This window comes from Flavobacterium sp. NLM, assembly GCF_002210235.1.
Classification (GTDB): domain Bacteria; phylum Bacteroidota; class Bacteroidia; order Flavobacteriales; family Flavobacteriaceae; genus Flavobacterium; species Flavobacterium panici.
Genome location: NZ_LIAC01000006.1, coordinates 176,646 through 192,915 on the forward strand (window position 1 = coordinate 176,646; position 16,270 = coordinate 192,915).

A 16,270-nucleotide genomic window follows, 5' to 3' on the forward strand; every position below is an offset into this window, starting at 1 on the left:
ACATTTTAACTCTAAAAATTCAAAAGTAGTATATATAATCAAGAAATTACGAGGCTTTTATTTATTGGGAAACCAGCTGATTTTGAACTCAATCGCTCATTTTATATATGATATTTAATTATAATTTGAAGCAGAATTCTCATCACACATCAATCTTTTTTTTAGCTTTGTTCAGTATAAAACGAATTTAAAATATGGATACTGGCAAAGAACTTTTATTCTTTTTTAGTGCTTTGGGAGCTTTCAATGGAGTAATTCTCGGGATTTATTTTTTCTTTTTTACCAAGAAAAAATACCTGACCAATTATTTCCTTGGCGCACTTTTGTTTGCTTTAAGCATCAGGATTGGCAAGTCTGTATTTGTTTATTTTCATCCCGAACTTCCCAAAATGTATTTGCAGTTTGGATTAACAGCCTGTTTTTTTATTGGCCCTTGTTTGTATTATTTTCTAAAATCGGCAGTAGAAGAAATCAATGTAATGCCAAAATCATGGAAATTCATGCTCCTGTTTTGGGGAACCATAATTGTTGCTGTGGGAATTTTATATCCTTATGAATACTATCCTGAACTTTGGAGAGGGTATTTTATAAAAATCATTTACTTTCAATGGTTTGTTTATATCATTTTTTCAGCCTTTACAATTAGAAATATTATAAAGAAAATCGCGAATACAAAAGAAAAAAGGACACCATCAGAAATGTGGTTCGGAATGCTTTTTCTAGGAAATTTTTTATTATTTCTTTTTTACTTTTTAGCCATTATGGGCGCTTCAGGAGCAACTTATATAAGTGGCGCAGTTGTTTTTTCGTTTATTTTATATCTGATAATTTCTATTCTTTTATACCGAAAAAGAACTGACGATTTGTTTTTACTGAATGCCCAGAAAATTTCGGGTAAAAAAATAGATTCGGCGGAAGCCATAATTATTTCCGAAAAACTGGAAAATATAATGAACGATAAAAGTTTGTATAAAAACCCGAATTTAAATTTGCAGGATTTATCCAAAGAAATTAATATTTCGAGCCATCAATTATCCCAGTTTTTAAATAACAATCTCGGAAAGAATTTTACCAGTTTCGTAAACGAATTCAGAATAAATGAAGCTTGCAGAATCATCACTTCAAGCGATAAACTGACTTTAGAATCTGTGGGTTATGATGTGGGTTTTAATTCAAAATCTACATTTTTCGCCGCTTTTAAAAAACATACCGGAACAACACCGCTTAATTATCAGCTTCAGGCATTACAAACTTAAATATGAGTTTAGGTAAAGAAATATTATTCTTTTTTGGTGCTTTAGGCGCTTTCAACGGATTTATTCTAAGTCTGTACTTTTTGTTTTTTACTAAGAAAAAATACATTTCTAATCTATTTCTTGGCGCACTTTTATTTGCTTTAAGCACCAGAATTGCCGTTACCGTTTTTGTGTATTTCAATAACAATCTGCCCAAAACTTATTTACAAATTGGTCTTTCGGCAGGTTTGTTAATCGGGCCGTTTTTATATTTTACTTTAAAATCAGGAATCCAAAATACGATTCCGATAAAATGGAAATCGCATTTAGCCATTTGGATTTTGACTATTTTGATAATTGGTTTTGTATTTCCGTACCAAAATTATCCCGTTTTATGGAATGATTATTTTGTGACTTTTATTTTTCTTCAATGGTTTACTTATATTTTTATTTCAGGTTTTGAAATCAGATTATTATTGGAGAAAATAATTCAGAACTATCAAAATACATTTCCTTCAGAAAGATGGTTTGGAACAATTTTCTTCGGAATTGCTTTAATATTTATATCTTACTTTTTAGGATTTGCCAGAGTTCCGTTTGTTTCCTGTATTACCGGAGCATTGGCATTTACTTTTATTTTATACCTGATAATTTTAGTTCTTTTATACCGAACAAAAACTGATGATTTGTTTTTGCTCAACATTCAAAAAGACAAAAAACTAAACGAAGAAGAAGCTTTCATTTTGTCTCAAAAACTGGAAAAAGTAATGAACGAAAAAGCATTATACAGAAACCCGAATTTGAGTTTAAAAGATTTATCTCAGGAAATAAATATCCCAAGTCATCAATTGTCGCAGTTTTTAAACAATAATTTAGGAAAGAATTTTACCAGTTTCGTAAACGAATTCAGAATCAATAATGCCTGCGAAATTATAACATCAAATGATAAAATAACTTTAGAATCTGTTGGTTATGATGTGGGTTTTAATTCTAAATCTACATTCTTCGCTGCCTTTAAAAAACATACCGGAACCACACCTTTAAATTATCAAATTCAGGCTTTACAGCCATAAAACGGAGTATTAATTTATAAATCCGTACTCCTGATTTCGCTTTCTAAAACCTTATTCACAGATTTTCAGATGACTTTTGTTTCAAATAAAGTCAAACCGCTAATCTTTAAAGTTTATGAAATTTCTTATTGTTGTTGTTGTTTCTATTTATTGCCTGATTTTTTCATCAATCGAAGTAAAAGCACAAGCCGTAAAAAATAATCGGGATAAATCCTATGTTGAAGAGGATAAACTAATTGAAAAAACAACATTATCAGGCTCTGCTTCGGATTCTATACCCAAGGATCAAGATCATAATCAGTTAAATGAAGTTGTGGTAAAAAGCAATCCGTCATTATTAAAATATGGTGCAAACGGAACAATCGATGTCAATGTTAAAGGAACAGTTCTCGCAACAAGCAGTTCTGTAAACGAATTATTGAGCCGCGTTCCCAATGTTGTAGCTGCCGAAGGACAAATCAGTGTTCTGGGAAAAGGCGAAGCAATTATTTACCTAAATGGAATCCTGATTAATTATGAACGTTTTGCTGCAATTCCGGTTTCACAGATTGCTAAAATTGAAGTGATTTCAAATCCATCTTCAAAATACGATGCCGAAGGAAAAGCGGTTGTCAATATAATTACCAAACAAAATATTGAAAACGGCATAATGGGATCAGCAAGTCAGCATGTTACTGTTTCGAAATTTGCAGGAACAAGTACAAACACACTTCTTGATTTTAATTATTCAAAAGGAAAATTCTCCTTTATAACCAATTATGGTTTGCAATTAGGCAAAGGCCGAGAATTGTTATACACCACACGAACACGCCCCAATCCCGACGAATATATGAAATCAGTTTTAACAACAGACTGGAGAAGGGAATTTAATAATTATTCCAATTTTGGATTTGGACTGCAGTATACTTTCTCTGAAAAAAGTTATGTTTCATTAGCTTACAGCGGAAATATTGAAGATTTGGGCGGCGAGGTCGAAAGCAGAAACTCCATTGCTAATAATACCGGAAACAGTTTTTATGCCACAGATATTGCAAAAAATGATGTTTTGCTAAATCAGTTTGTAAACCTGAATTATAATTTGATCACAGATTCAAAAGGTTCGTCGTTATTTATAGGAACGCAATATTCCAATTACAACGGAACGATAAGAGATTTTATTGAAGAAAACAGTTTGGTTGATGAAAGCAACATTCAGAAATACCTTAAAAATAATGTGGGAAGTACTATAAATATTGTCGCTGCTCAAGCCGATTATTCGAAGAAAATAAAAGAAAATACCAAACTCGAAATGGGTGCAAAATACAGTTACGCCACCATAAAATCAGGAACAGATTTTTTAATCGCCAATGCTGATGATATGATTTTTGAACCGGATGACGAGCTTTCGAGTGATTTTAAATACAACGAAAAAATTGCCGCCGCCTATTTTACTTTTGGAAGTACATGGGGCGAAAAAGTCAATTTTTCGGTAGGAGCCAGAGCCGAAAGAACTAATTATGATTTGTACACGAATGCAAACGGAATTCAGAAATTCGGAAAGAACTACAGTAACTTTTTTCCAAACCTGCTTTTGAATTTTGATTTTTCAGAAGATTGGAAAGGGCATTTCTCTTATGTTTCCAGAATTACGAGACCAAGATATCAGGCTTTGAATCCGTATGTTATTTATCAGGACCCATTTACGACAATTGAAGGAAACCCAAATTTACTTCCTGAAAAAGTGCACGCTTTTGAAATTGGAACGATGTACAAGAAATTTGATTTTAAAATGGGTTATACTTATAAAATTGATCCTATTTCTGGCGCTGCTTTGCGAGGCGATACGCCAAACAGTTATATTTTGCGATCATTAAATTTAGAAAAAGAGCACACCTTTTTTACTTCACTTTCCAGATCTTTCAATGTTAAATGGTGGAATTCTACTAATACCGTAAGTATGAATTTAACGAAAGCAATAGACGATTTTTATGAATATGCTACGGGTCCGGTTAAACCGCAAATCTATTTGTATTCGAATAATACTTTTACAATTCCGGATCTTTTTAAAGTGCAATTATTAGCCTGGTATTTAGGCAATAAAAGTTACGGATTACGAAGTGACAATTCTCGTTCAACACTAACGTTAGGAATCGAAAGAAACTTTTTTAAAGATGCCTTAAAACTAAATTTTACGGCAAATGATATCTTTCACAAGTTTATGGTTTCGGGCGATTATGAAGTGGGGCAGACTCAAATTTATTATCACCGAACGTATACCACAAATTATTTTAAGCTGATTGTAACCTATAGTTTCGGGAATTCAAAAAAGACAAATTATAAAAAAACTGAAATTGAGCAGTCTGAGAATAATAGAGCGAGGTAAAAAAACAAAGATTTTCACTTCAGTGAAATCTTTGTTTTTGATTTACCATTTCATTTTGTGGTTTTTTGGCTTAAACCAAAAAACCACAAAATAGTGTATAAAGATAGTTGAAGCTAAGGAATATAATAAACAAAAATACATTTCTGGATCTTTTCGATGATTGAATACAGTTTCTTTAGTAAACTCCTTATCAGAAAAAAAGTAAGCCCAAAAAAATAATAATGTTCCTATAATTATATACAAAAAGCGCCAATATATAGGGAAAGTATATTTGTTTTTAAAAAATCGCATTTTATAATGTAAAAGTTAATTTTGTTTCTGGATAAGAATCTAATACATTATTAATGAACTTAATATCTTGTTGATCTAATTCTAAACGATCTTCAGGAAATTTTTCTAGTAAAGGTTTTGCCTCTGGCCAACAATCTACCGCAGCCCAAACTGTTGCGGTGGTAGCCCCACCTACGGCACCTGCAGCTGCTCCGAAAACAGCTCCACCTATTGCTCCAGCTGCAGTTCCAATTCCCGGAAAAGCTACAGTACCTCCTGTTGCGCCTGTGTAAGCCCCTGAAACCGCTCCTGTTATTGCTCCTGTTGCTATGCCTCTCGAAATATCTTTTCCTTTTCCTTCCATGCAATCCCAAAATCCTGTAGTTTTAGAGTAAGGTGAGCTTTTCTTATATAGTAGAGGATAGATTTTTAGTGTGGTTTCTTCTATTACATCAATAATGAGATTTACTTCTTCTTTAAAACTAGAATCGAATGATAATTTTTTGAGAGCTATTCTTTTATTATCGAGCAAGTTTAAGATATTTTCATCATAGCTATTAGCAAGATCTTGATAGAAATCCAGCATGAATGCGGCTTCATTAATATCATAATGTGGGGCTAAAGTAATTTTAAAAACTGTTTGATTTGATGATCTTTCGGGATTCGTTAATGATTGTTCTCCAACTTTAAAATATTTTTTCAGATCATTTTCTATTGCTCCTTTGTTTCCAATTTTTTGTTGCAGGATAGAAATATTTGCCGATGCATCTTCTTTAATTTCAGAATAATTTACCTTTTTTAAAGTATTATCATTTTCCATAGAATCTTTCTCTTCACAAGAAGAAAATAAGATTAAAAGCATCATAATAGTTAAGTGTGTTAATTTTAAATTTTTCATAAGCATTTGATTAAAAATTAGAAATAGATTTTTAAGTACTAGAAATACCTGTCAACAAATTTAATTTCAGTTTAGGAAAAATCTTAGTCTAAAATCGGTTATTTAAAACCTAAATTTGGTTAATTGTAATTCGTTTCCTATGTTTATATTTGTAAAAATGTTAATTATGAATATAATTATAGGAAATAACTTAAAAATGTTGCGTAAAGCCAAAAATATGTCACAAGAAGAGGTTGCAGATCATTTAAATATTTCGCAGTCTGCTTATGCAAGGATGGAGCGAGGAGAAAGTACCTCTTGGGCAATTCATTTTAATAAAATCTGTCAGGTTTTTGAGATAACTCCAGAAGACTTAGTTAAAAAAGAATTAGGTATTGCTACTTATGAAAGTTTAATGAATACAGAACGTCAAACAGAAATTGCGATGATAAGCATTTACAGAAAAATAATAAAGAAATATGAATTGGAAATTGAAGATTTAAAAACAATTATTAAATATTTGAATAAAGGCAAAAACTAAAAAAGCTTCACAATAAAGTGAAGCCTTTTCAAAAAATATCTGAATTTTAATAATTACCTTTTAAAGTATTAATTTAGTTCTTTAGTTACAATCTGCATGGTTTCGCGGCTTACTTGTTTCAATAAAACCTCTTTGTTTTCTTCAACCGTTTGTGCAGCATTTTCTGTAAAGTGACGAATCGTATAAAGTGTTACATTCTCGCTGTAATCTACTTTGAATTTTTTCGAAAGAATCGCATTCAATTCATTAAAGTTTCCGAATTTATCTTCCACACAAACAGAAAAACTAATTGCAGAATTCTGAATCAGGTTTACTTTGATTTTGAATTCGTGGAATAATCCAAAAATCTCACTAATGTTTTCCTCCATAATGAAAGAGAAATCAATAGACGAAAGCGAAATCAAAAGCTGTTCTCTCTTTACAATAAAACAAGGATATTGCGGCTCCAAATCAACGCCTTTAGAAACACAAGTTCCTTTTAATAATGGATTGATAAATGATTTTACGTATAACGGAATTTCTTTTTTCTGTAAAGGCTGTAATGTTTTTGGGTGAATAACCGTTGCTCCGTAAAACGCTAATTCGATCGCTTCACGATATGAAATTTGGTTTAACAAACTTGCATTTTCAAAATAACGCGGGTCAGCATTCATAACTCCCGGAACGTCTTTCCAAATTGTAACACTTTCGGCATTTAAACAGTAAGCAAAAATTCCCGCAGTATAATCAGAACCTTCACGGCCTAAAGTAGTGGTGAAGTTATTTTCATCGGCACCTAAAAATCCCTGTGTGATATTTAGTTGTTTTCTTGGTACATTTTTGCTGATGTTTTGCTGAGTCGTTTCCCAGTCAACTTCTGCATCTCTGTAATTTGCATTAGTTTTAATGAAATTACGAACATCAAGCCATTGCGTCTGAATTCCTCTGAAATTCATATAATGACTTAAAATATTTGTAGAAATCAATTCTCCAAAACTTACAACCTGATCGTAAACAAAATTGTAGTTTGGCGATTTATTATGTGCCAGGAAATACTCTAATTCTAAAAACTGCTCGTTAACTGCAGCAAATACAGCATGTTTTTCATCATCAAATAAATCTAATAATATTTGATTGTGGTATTTTTTTATTTCTTGTACAGATGAATTCAACTCTGCCGATTTCTCAAAATAATTCTTGATTACAACCTCAAGAGCATTTGTGGTTTTCCCCATTGCCGAAACGACCAAAATCACATCTTCATAACCCACTTGTTGTAAAACGTCGTATACGTTTTTAATTCCTTCAGCATCCTTTACCGATGCACCACCAAATTTAAATACTCTCATTTTTAATTTTAGATTTTTAATTTTAGATTTCAGATTGAATGAAATCTGGTATTTTTTTATGTTTTTTTGCCACAGATTATAAGGATTAAAATGATTTTACAATCTGTGTCGGTTTGCCACGAATTTCACGAATTTCCACTAATTTAATTCGTGCTAATTCGTGAAATTCGTGGCAAACTAATTTTTATAATTTTTCTAAGAACGAATCAATTCCTGTTTCATCCATTTGAACAACCTGCCAGCCATCAAGAATTCTCGCGCCGGAATTCTTGTAAAAATTAACGGCCGGAGTATTCCAGTCTAAAACATTCCATTCCACTCTTCTAACATTATCTCTTTTTCCCTGTTTCATTATTTCGGCATAAAGTGCAGATCCTAAACCGGTACCGCGCATTTTTTCCTTCACAATTAAATCCTCAAGATGTATTGTTTTTCCTTTCCAGGTCGAGTAGCGGTAATAGAACAATGCAATTCCTACTATTTCTTTTCCTGTTTCGGTTTCGTTTGAATCAATCTCAGCTACAAAAACCTGAAAAAGTGGTTTTTCTCCAAATCCGTCACGTACTAAATCTTCCTCTGTAATGACTACAGCATCAGGTTCTTTTTCGAATATTGCCAGCTCCTGAATTAATCCCAAAACCGATTTCATGTCCTCAGGATTTCCTTTTCTAATATTCATAATTTATTTATTTGAGCTTCATAAAATTGCTTTGTATTTTAAAACTATTCAAAGCACACTTTCTTTAGAAGCAATTCATTTATTCTTATTATTAACTGCATATTAGCCAAAAAAAAATGTATTTACTGCATTCTTTTTGTCTTTAATTAGCAAATATACAATTGTAGCAAACTAACGAAATAATTTTTAAATCATTCTCACAAAATAAACGATATTTGTGACTTAAAATTAAAACTACAACGATATAGTAATGGAAGAACGCAATAAAACACTGGGAGAGTTTATTATTGAGAACCAAAAAGCATTTCAGTATTCGTCGGGAGAGCTTTCCCGTATCATCAACTCAATTCGTTTGGCAGCCAAGGTTGTCAATCACAAAGTAAACCAAGCTGGATTGGTGGATATTATTGGCGCCGCAGGCGAACAGAATATTCAGGGAGAAGACCAGCAAAAATTAGATGTCTATGCAAACGAAGTATTTATCCAGACGTTAATAAACCGTGAGATTGTCTGTGGTATTGCTTCTGAAGAAAACGACGATTTTATAACTGTTCAGGGGAGCGACAACAGTCATAATAATAAGTACGTGATCTTAATGGATCCGCTTGACGGATCTTCAAACATTGATGTAAATGTTTCTGTAGGAACTATTTTTTCTGTTTTTAGAAGAATAACTCCAATAGGAACTCCGGTAACAATCGAAGATTTTTTACAGCCGGGAATTAATCAGGTTGCAGCCGGTTATGTAATTTACGGAACTTCGACAATGCTGGTTTATACAACTGGTTATGGCGTAAACGGATTTACATTAAATCCTGCAATTGGTACATTTTACCTTTCGCATCCTAATATGAAGTTTCCAAAAGACGGAAGTATCTATTCTGTAAACGAAGGGAATTATATTCATTTTCCGCAGGGAGTAAAAAACTACATCAAATATTGTCAACGTGAAGAAGAAGACCGCCCTTATACTTCAAGATATATAGGAAGTTTAGTGGCCGATTTTCATAGAAATATGATTAAAGGAGGAATTTATCTTTATCCAACAAGTTCAAAAGCACCAAAAGGGAAATTGCGTTTATTATATGAATGTAACCCAATGGCATTTCTGGCTGAACAAGCCGGAGGAAAAGCTACGGACGGTTTTGGAAGAATTATGGAAATTCAGCCATCAGAACTGCACCAAAGAGTTCCGTTTTTCTGCGGAAGCTATAATATGGTAGAAAAAGCGGAGGAATTTATGGCGACTGCGGAGTAAGTATTCAGTGTTCAGTGTTCAGTATTCAGTTTACAGTCACAGTCGCAGTTTTCAGATAAAGCAAACCCGACAGATTTTTAAAATCTGTCGGATTTAAAATTTTTCGGATTCTCACATGTCAAACCGGACTAAAGTCCGGCCCTACAATATAATTCGTTCCTTCGGAACTTTAAAAAGAGCCTTTGGCTCGAGCCATATTGTAGGGCTGGACTTCAGTCCAGTTGAATGAAGAGATATTTCGAAATTAAGCAAAACCAAATTTGCATTTACAGATTTGCTAAAAAACAAACCCGACAAATTTTAAAAACCTGTCGGGTTTGAAATTTTTCGTATTCTCACATGTCAAACCGGACTAAAGTCCGGCCCTACAATATAATTCGTTCCTTCGGAACTTTAAAAAGAGCCTTTGGCTCGAGCCATATTGTAGGGCTGGACTTCAGTCCAGTTGAATGAAGAGATATTTCTAAATTAAGCAAAACTAAATTTGCATTTACAGGTTTGCTAAAAAACAAAACCAGACAGATTTTGAAAAACCTGTCGGGTTTATAATTTTTCGCATTCTCATATGTAAAACCGGGCTAAAGTCCGGTCCTACAACAGGATCGAGCCAAAGGCTCTGTTAAAGTTCCGAAGGAACGAATTATATTGTAGGGCTGGACTTCAGTCCAGTTGAATAAAGAAATATTTCGAAATTAAGCAAAACCAAATTTGCATTATAGGTTTGCTAAAAAACAAAACCCGACAGATTTTTTAAAATCCGTCGGGTTTATAATTTGATATAAGCATGAAGTTTCAGCACAAAATGTAAAATGTGACTGAAAACTGCAAACTAAATATTATTTGTTCATATTCTCCATTTCGAAAAGGAAAGTATCTAAATCAACTTTTTTGTCAATTAAAGACAAAGCTTTTCTAATAATATAATTTACGTTTCCTGGAGTAAATCCTAAAGCTAATCCCATGCGGGTTAACATTACTTCCTGCTGATCTCCTAAATGGTGATCAACATGAATCATCCTTCCCAAATCATACAAACGCTCTAATCGCTGCGAGTACAAGTACGGCGGATTTATTGGATATTTCAAAGGATTTTTAAGAATCTCAGTATATTCTTCTTCTGAAATCTCTAATCTTGAAGCTAATTTGTCCAAAAAGTCTTTTTCTTCTGGACTTACTTTTCCGTCAGCAAACGCTACACGCACAATTGCAGAGAAATGACCTCTGTTTCTTTGTTTGAATTCGTTATCAAATAATTCTGAAAATGGCATAATTAAAATAAGTTTTTATTGAGCAAAGATAAATCTTATTTTAATTTAACGATTTTAAATTTCTCATAAATTTAACTTATTTTTACTTATTGTTTTAAGAATCCGCATCGTAAATTCTTCAAAATAAATCGTAAGTTTACAACCCCTAATCATTTAATAGTATTACCCGTATGTCGCAATTTTGGATTTATTTTCAAATAGGATTAAAGCATGTATTAGATATCAACGCTTACGATCACGTTCTTTTTTTAATCGCATTAACTGTTCCATATTCATTTAAAGACTGGAAACGTATATTGCTTTTGGTTTCCGTTTTTACAATTGGACACACCTTAGCTTTAATACTTTCTGTTTTCGGAATAATTGCCATAAAAGTAAATATCGTTGAATTTTTAATCCCTATTACGATTTTAATTACGGCATTGTACCATCTTTTTACTGCAGGAAAAGCAACTAAAAATGACGGTGTGAATGTGGTGTTTTTTGTGACTTTGTTCTTTGGAATTATACACGGACTTGGATTCTCAAACTATTTTAAAACAATTTTGGGAGGATCGGCAAGTTCAAAATTATTGCCTTTAGGAGAATTTGCTTTAGGAATTGAAGCCGCACAGCTGGTAGTTGTATTTGTCGTTTTAGTAATCTCTTATATTGTACAAACAGTATTTCGTTTTTCAAAACGCGATTGGGCACTGGTAATGTCAGCTTTTATTATTGGAGTTGTAATTCCGATGATTATTGAAAGTCCAATTTGGAACAGATAAAATAAATGGAAGTAAAAAAATTAAATAAATATGATAAAGCTTATTTGCGAATCGCTAAAGAATGGAGTTTATTATCCTACTGCAAGCGAAAACAAGTTGGAGCTATTATCGTAAAAGACAGAATGATCATTTCTGACGGCTACAACGGAACGCCATCGGGATTTGAAAATTGCTGCGAAGATGAAGAAGGATTAACACGCTGGGATGTTTTACACGCCGAGGCAAATGCAATCCTAAAAGTAGCAAGATCAACGCAGTCTTGTGAAGGCGCAACCTTATATATTACACTTTCGCCTTGCAAAGAATGCAGTAAATTAATACACCAATCCGGGATAAAAAGAGTGGTGTATCAGGATGGATACCGCGATGATTCGGGAATTCAATTTTTAATAAAAGCAGGCATCGAAGTCGAACATATTCCTGTTTTAGAAGAATAATGAAATTTAATCCAAAATATCTGCCAATGATTATCGGGGCAACTCTTGCCATCGGAATCGTAATCGGAAGTTTAACAAACTCTTCCGCAGATGATCAGCTTTTTGCTAAAAATTACTCCAAAACCAAGCTGAATAAACTCATTGATTTTATCAATACCGAATATGTTGACAGCGTTAACACAGATTCGATTGTAAACCTTACAGTCGATAATATACTCTCAAAATTAGATCCGCATTCTGTTTATATTCCGCCAAGCGAACAAGCCGAAGTTGCCGAAAGCATGAAAGGTGATTTCGTGGGAATCGGGATCAATTTCTATATGTACAAAGATTCTGTTGCGATTATAAAACCAGTCGAAAATGGGCCTTCTGCGAAAGCAGGACTAAAATCGGGGGACAGAATTTTATATGCCGGAAAAACCAAATTGTACGGAAGAAGATTGCCGTCTGACAGCTTGTTTTCTAAATTAAAAGGAATCAAAGGTTCTGAAATTGAACTGACCGTTTTTAGAAAATCAGAACAAAAGAAACTGAAGTTTAAAATTAAAAGAGATGTTATTCCGATAAAAAGTGTCGATGCTTCTTTATTAATTGGAAATAATACGGGTTACATCAAAATCAATCGTTTTGCCGAAACCACTTTTAATGAATTCAAAACCGGTTTAACACGCTTAAAACAAAAAGGAATTCAGTCGCTTGTAATTGATCTACGTGATAATGGCGGCGGTTATATGGAAGAAGCGATTGCAATTGCTGATGAATTTTTAAAAGACAAACAGCTGATCGTTTTTACCAAAAATAAAAACGGAACAACTGAAAAAACATACGCTACAAAAGCTGGAAGTTTTGAAACCGGAAAAGTATATGTTTTAATTAATGAAAACAGTGCTTCTGCAAGTGAAATTCTGGCTGGAGCAATTCAGGACAGCGACCGCGGAACAATTGTTGGACGTCGTTCTTTCGGAAAAGGTTTAGTACAACGCGAAATGGATTTTAACGACGGATCTGCCGTTCGTTTGACGGTTGCGAGATATTACACGCCAACCGGAAGATCAATTCAAAAACCGTATAAAAAAGGAAATGAAGAATACTTTAAAGAATCTGAATCAAGAATAAATTCTGGCGAATTGTATGCAAAAGACAGCATAAAAGTTGCCGATTCTTTAAAATTTAAAACGCCAAAAGGTAAAATCGTTTACGGCGGCGGCGGAATCGTTCCGGATGTTTTTGTTCCGATGGAAGCAGAGCACGGAAACGAAAATGTGGCTTATTTGCTTCAAACAGGAATCGTTGGCCATTTTGTTTTTGAAGAATTAGATAAAAACCGAAATGCTTTTGCAGGACTTAAGTTCAATGAGTTTTTGGAAAAAATGAAAAGCTCTGATGCTTATTTCAAAAAGTTTAAAAACTATATTTTACTAACTGGTTTAGATCTTAAATTAGACAAAACCAAAGCATTGGTAAACCGATATATTACGGCTGAATTTGCCCGCCAGTTATATGGTGAAATGTATTATTATGATGTTATTTTAAAAGATGATGCCATGATTAAAACAATTTTGAATCCGAAGAAATAATCCTTAAAATTCTAATTTGATGGAAAAAGATCTAATTGTAAATGCCGAAATTGAACTTTTAACCGCAATTAAAAACGCTGATGTTTCTGTTTTAGAACGAATTCTTCACGACGATTTGCTTTTTAATTTACCAACTGGAGAAACCATCACAAAAGAATTTGATTTAAATTCCTATCGTTCGGGGAAAATGAAAGTTGATTCTCTCGAAGCTTCAGACCAAATTATAAATATTATAGGTGATGCTGCTGTAGTTGCTGTTTCTGTTTCATTAAAAGGAACTTACGACAATAATCCCATTAATGGCGTTTTGAAATACATAAGAGTCTGGAAACAATTTGATGGTAATTTAAAAGTTATTGCCGGAAGCTGCGTTCAGCTGGCATAAATTTTGAAAGGAAACTTAATAGTAACATAAAACAAAACTTAGCGAACATCGCATAAATATTAGCGTACTTCGTTGTTAAAATCTCAAACATGAAAAATCTAAAAAGAATAAGTTTCCTTGTCGTTTTAATGACTTTTGTAATCTCTTGTACAACTATGAAAAATGATAAAAATAGTGCAGTTTCAGGAAAAGTAGAATCAATAGAATCTGGAAAAGATGGTTACACGGCAAAAATTAATACTGACACAAAAGAAGTATATTTTGCAACAATCAGCATTGTAAATGTTGGCGGTCCGCAAAATTACAAACAATTAAAAATTGGAGATGTAGTGTCATTAAAAGGAGAAATCTGGAAAACAGACGACGAAAACCATATCAAAGTAACACAGATCGTTTCGGTAAAGTAGCCTAACATAAAATATTTTTTTAAACCATATAAGTTATATAAGTTCATTTAATTTTTATACGCAAAGTATAATATGAACTTATATAACTTATATGGTTTAATAATTTTATCGAATGCTGTCGTGCGAGTGAGTCTGTATTCCGTTATTCCATAAAGTTAGAATATCTGTGGCAACAGCAGCGCCGCTTCCAGCAGCAATCGCCAATTGACTTCTCCAGCCAGCTAAAGTTCCAATAACATAAATGCCGTCAGCAACTTTATGATCTTCGTTTTTAAGCTGAATACGCTGTTTTTCCGGAAGTGCTTTTTTATGCGGTTCAATATATTTTGTCAAACCTTCAATATCAAATGTATTGGCAGAACCAATTCCCACAACAATACTTTTTGTTTGATAAGAGTTTTTGTTAGTAATAACAGTAAACGAAGGAAAAGAACCTTCTACTTTAATTACTTTTTCATTTGCAATCTGTTCGATATGCGGATAAGATGCTGCTAAATCCTGCGTACTTTCTTCAAGTAATTCAGAACCTAATTTGCCTGGCGTAATGCCATAAGCGTTGTAGAAAATTGCCTCTTGTAAAGAAGAGTTTTTCTGATGAGTAAAAATTCCGATTTTTTTGTCGGTAGCAAAAGCTTTGTTTTTAGCAGATCCCAAAACTAAGGCACAAGACATGCCTGATACACCCCCGCCGATAATTAAAACGTCAAACATATATTATCGACCGTTTGTTTTTTCTTCAATTCTTTTTGAAATTCTAAAAATCAAAAGAATCAACACGGCGCAAAATGAAGCTGCGATTCCAATAAAAGCTACCATACTGTCTCCTTGAAAAGGATTTGTAAAGTCTAATAGCGTAATATTAAACACAATTAAAGCTAATGCTAAAAGCACTAAGATTGAAGTGAAGATTTTCATATTGGTTGTTTTGTTTGTATAAAAATATCAAAGTAAAACTCTAATAAAAAATGCCTTAAAGTTGTATTTTATAAATTTAATGGGGGTAAAAGTATAAAAATAAATCTTAGACAAACAAACCTTTAACATTAGCAGCGAATAATTTAACAGCAATTGCTAAAAGTATCACTCCAAATGTCTTGCGGACCACGCCAAGTCCGTTTTCTCCTAGTAAATTTTCGATTTTTTTAGAAGATTTCAAAACAACATAAACCAATATAATATTAAGTAAAATGGCAATGATTATATTAATAGTATGAAACTGAGATCGAAGAGAAAGTAAAGTAGTCATAGTTCCCGCTCCGGCGATTAATGGAAATGCCAATGGCACAATAGAGGCAGAGCCCGGCTCTTCGTCACGATAAATACGGATTCCTAAAATCATTTCTAAAGCCAGGAAAAACAATACAAAAGAACCGGCAACAGCAAATGAATGAACATCAATACCAATAAGGTTTAATAATCCTTCTCCAACAAAAAGAAAAACAATCATAATCATTCCCGCAACAATCGAAGCTTTCTCGGATTCAATGTGTCCAACCTTTGCTCTTAAGTTCACGATAATTGGAATTGAACCTACAATATCAATTACGGCAAAAAGTACCATGCTTACTGTAATGATTTCTTTGAAGTCTATATCTAACATATCGCTTTGATTTTAAGGGTTTAAAAAACTGCTGCAAAAGTAGTTAATAAAGTTAGGTGTTTTTTCGGTACAATTCACTTTTGTTATAAAAACATGGTTTTGTGGTTAAAAAAGTGATATTTGTAACAATTATTGTTTTTGCCGCAGAGTATCGCAAAGTTTTCTCGCAAAGATTCACAAAGCTAAAATTGCGAAAAGAGTAAAAACTG

17 protein-coding genes are annotated in these 16,270 nt (G+C 33.0%); 10 read left to right on the forward strand and 7 right to left on the reverse strand.

Going from position 1 to position 16,270, the window contains the following annotated elements; genetic code table 11:
- The first annotated feature begins 194 nt into the window (after positions 1-194).
- The 3 genes from APR43_RS09500 to APR43_RS09510 all read left to right on the forward strand — a co-directional run bounded on the left by APR43_RS09500 (position 195) and on the right by APR43_RS09510 (position 4,670).
- Positions 195-1,256 (forward strand): helix-turn-helix domain-containing protein, encoded by a 1,062-nt coding sequence (locus tag APR43_RS09500; protein ID WP_053472493.1) that lies wholly within the window; start codon positions 195-197, stop codon positions 1,254-1,256.
- A gap of 2 nt (positions 1,257-1,258) precedes the next feature.
- A complete protein-coding gene (locus tag APR43_RS09505; protein WP_053472494.1) occupies positions 1,259-2,308 on the forward strand; it encodes a helix-turn-helix domain-containing protein in 1,050 nt (349 codons plus the stop codon).
- Positions 2,309-2,423: 115 nt separating this feature from the next.
- Positions 2,424-4,670: a TonB-dependent receptor domain-containing protein gene (locus APR43_RS09510; protein ID WP_053472495.1), complete on the forward strand. Its 2,247-nt coding sequence runs from the start codon at positions 2,424-2,426 to the stop codon at positions 4,668-4,670.
- Positions 4,671-4,962: 292 nt separating this feature from the next.
- Here APR43_RS09510 and APR43_RS09515 read toward each other — a convergent pair whose 3' ends face one another.
- Positions 4,963-5,838 carry a hypothetical protein gene (locus APR43_RS09515; RefSeq protein ID WP_053472496.1) on the reverse strand — a complete coding sequence of 292 codons (876 nt, stop codon included), beginning with the start codon at positions 5,836-5,838 and terminating at the stop codon, positions 4,963-4,965.
- A gap of 166 nt (positions 5,839-6,004) precedes the next feature.
- Between APR43_RS09515 and APR43_RS09520 the strand changes: the two genes are divergently transcribed.
- Positions 6,005-6,358: a helix-turn-helix transcriptional regulator gene (locus APR43_RS09520; protein ID WP_165590692.1), complete on the forward strand. Its 354-nt coding sequence runs from the start codon at positions 6,005-6,007 to the stop codon at positions 6,356-6,358.
- Positions 6,359-6,426: 68 nt separating this feature from the next.
- Here the strand turns inward: APR43_RS09520 and APR43_RS09525 are convergent, their stop codons facing one another.
- Both APR43_RS09525 and APR43_RS09530 read right to left on the reverse strand, forming a co-directional pair.
- Entirely contained in the window at positions 6,427-7,686 is a 1,260-nt protein-coding gene (locus APR43_RS09525) for an aspartate kinase (protein WP_053472498.1), read from the reverse strand.
- Positions 7,687-7,870: 184 nt separating this feature from the next.
- Positions 7,871-8,365 carry a GNAT family N-acetyltransferase gene (locus tag APR43_RS09530; protein WP_053472499.1) on the reverse strand — a complete coding sequence of 165 codons (495 nt, stop codon included), beginning with the start codon at positions 8,363-8,365 and terminating at the stop codon, positions 7,871-7,873.
- Positions 8,366-8,615: 250 nt separating this feature from the next.
- Here APR43_RS09530 and fbp point away from each other — a divergent pair, with 250 nt between their 5' ends.
- A complete protein-coding gene (gene fbp, locus APR43_RS09535; RefSeq protein WP_053472500.1) occupies positions 8,616-9,623 on the forward strand; it encodes a class 1 fructose-bisphosphatase in 1,008 nt (335 codons plus the stop codon).
- Between the two features lie 836 nt (positions 9,624-10,459).
- On the opposite strand, the gene APR43_RS09540 is transcribed toward fbp, so the two are convergent.
- Positions 10,460-10,891, reverse strand: coding sequence for a TerB family tellurite resistance protein (locus APR43_RS09540; protein ID WP_053472501.1), 432 nt, complete (start codon positions 10,889-10,891; stop codon positions 10,460-10,462).
- 170 nt (positions 10,892-11,061) lie between these two features.
- On the opposite strand from APR43_RS09540, the gene APR43_RS09545 reads away from it, so the two are divergent.
- The 5 genes from APR43_RS09545 to APR43_RS09565 all read left to right on the forward strand — a co-directional run bounded on the left by APR43_RS09545 (position 11,062) and on the right by APR43_RS09565 (position 14,461).
- Positions 11,062-11,655: a HupE/UreJ family protein gene (locus APR43_RS09545; RefSeq protein WP_053472502.1), complete on the forward strand. Its 594-nt coding sequence runs from the start codon at positions 11,062-11,064 to the stop codon at positions 11,653-11,655.
- A gap of 5 nt (positions 11,656-11,660) precedes the next feature.
- The gene (locus APR43_RS09550; RefSeq protein WP_053472503.1) at positions 11,661-12,092 is read left to right on the forward strand and encodes a deoxycytidylate deaminase; all 432 of its coding nucleotides are present in this window, start codon (positions 11,661-11,663) and stop codon (positions 12,090-12,092) included.
- Positions 12,092-13,669 (forward strand): S41 family peptidase, encoded by a 1,578-nt coding sequence (locus tag APR43_RS09555; protein ID WP_053472504.1) that lies wholly within the window; start codon positions 12,092-12,094, stop codon positions 13,667-13,669. The genes APR43_RS09550 and APR43_RS09555 overlap by 1 nt, the downstream gene beginning before the upstream one ends.
- Before the next feature lie 19 nt (positions 13,670-13,688).
- Complete coding sequence (locus APR43_RS09560; protein ID WP_053472505.1) at positions 13,689-14,054, forward strand: nuclear transport factor 2 family protein; 366 nt, start codon at positions 13,689-13,691, stop codon at positions 14,052-14,054.
- Between the two features lie 89 nt (positions 14,055-14,143).
- On the forward strand, positions 14,144-14,461 hold the full coding sequence (locus APR43_RS09565) for a hypothetical protein (RefSeq protein WP_053472506.1): 318 nt from the start codon (positions 14,144-14,146) through the stop codon (positions 14,459-14,461).
- Between the two features lie 105 nt (positions 14,462-14,566).
- Here APR43_RS09565 and APR43_RS09570 read toward each other — a convergent pair whose 3' ends face one another.
- The 3 genes from APR43_RS09570 to APR43_RS09580 all read right to left on the reverse strand — a co-directional run bounded on the left by APR43_RS09570 (position 14,567) and on the right by APR43_RS09580 (position 16,061).
- On the reverse strand, positions 14,567-15,172 hold the full coding sequence (locus tag APR43_RS09570; RefSeq protein WP_053472507.1) for an FAD-dependent oxidoreductase: 606 nt from the start codon (positions 15,170-15,172) through the stop codon (positions 14,567-14,569).
- 3 nt (positions 15,173-15,175) lie between these two features.
- Complete coding sequence (locus APR43_RS09575) at positions 15,176-15,376, reverse strand: hypothetical protein (RefSeq protein ID WP_053472508.1); 201 nt, start codon at positions 15,374-15,376, stop codon at positions 15,176-15,178.
- Positions 15,377-15,482: 106 nt separating this feature from the next.
- Positions 15,483-16,061 carry a MarC family protein gene (locus APR43_RS09580; protein WP_053472509.1) on the reverse strand — a complete coding sequence of 193 codons (579 nt, stop codon included), beginning with the start codon at positions 16,059-16,061 and terminating at the stop codon, positions 15,483-15,485.
- Positions 16,062-16,270: the final 209 nt, after the last annotated feature.

Coding starts and splice junctions, on each gene's coding strand:
- APR43_RS09500 (WP_053472493.1), top strand. CDS start 195: ATGGATACTGGCAAAGAACTTTTATTCTTTTTTAGTGCTTTGGGAGCT.
- APR43_RS09505 (WP_053472494.1), top strand. CDS start 1,259: ATGAGTTTAGGTAAAGAAATATTATTCTTTTTTGGTGCTTTAGGCGCT.
- APR43_RS09510 (WP_053472495.1), top strand. CDS start 2,424: ATGAAATTTCTTATTGTTGTTGTTGTTTCTATTTATTGCCTGATTTTT.
- APR43_RS09515 (WP_053472496.1), bottom strand. CDS start 5,838: ATGAAAAATTTAAAATTAACACACTTAACTATTATGATGCTTTTAATC.
- APR43_RS09520 (WP_165590692.1), top strand. CDS start 6,005: ATGAATATAATTATAGGAAATAACTTAAAAATGTTGCGTAAAGCCAAA.
- APR43_RS09525 (WP_053472498.1), bottom strand. CDS start 7,686: ATGAGAGTATTTAAATTTGGTGGTGCATCGGTAAAGGATGCTGAAGGA.
- APR43_RS09530 (WP_053472499.1), bottom strand. CDS start 8,365: ATGAATATTAGAAAAGGAAATCCTGAGGACATGAAATCGGTTTTGGGA.
- fbp (WP_053472500.1), top strand. CDS start 8,616: ATGGAAGAACGCAATAAAACACTGGGAGAGTTTATTATTGAGAACCAA.
- APR43_RS09540 (WP_053472501.1), bottom strand. CDS start 10,891: ATGCCATTTTCAGAATTATTTGATAACGAATTCAAACAAAGAAACAGA.
- APR43_RS09545 (WP_053472502.1), top strand. CDS start 11,062: ATGTCGCAATTTTGGATTTATTTTCAAATAGGATTAAAGCATGTATTA.
- APR43_RS09550 (WP_053472503.1), top strand. CDS start 11,661: ATGGAAGTAAAAAAATTAAATAAATATGATAAAGCTTATTTGCGAATC.
- APR43_RS09555 (WP_053472504.1), top strand. CDS start 12,092: ATGAAATTTAATCCAAAATATCTGCCAATGATTATCGGGGCAACTCTT.
- APR43_RS09560 (WP_053472505.1), top strand. CDS start 13,689: ATGGAAAAAGATCTAATTGTAAATGCCGAAATTGAACTTTTAACCGCA.
- APR43_RS09565 (WP_053472506.1), top strand. CDS start 14,144: ATGAAAAATCTAAAAAGAATAAGTTTCCTTGTCGTTTTAATGACTTTT.
- APR43_RS09570 (WP_053472507.1), bottom strand. CDS start 15,172: ATGTTTGACGTTTTAATTATCGGCGGGGGTGTATCAGGCATGTCTTGT.
- APR43_RS09575 (WP_053472508.1), bottom strand. CDS start 15,376: ATGAAAATCTTCACTTCAATCTTAGTGCTTTTAGCATTAGCTTTAATT.
- APR43_RS09580 (WP_053472509.1), bottom strand. CDS start 16,061: ATGTTAGATATAGACTTCAAAGAAATCATTACAGTAAGCATGGTACTT.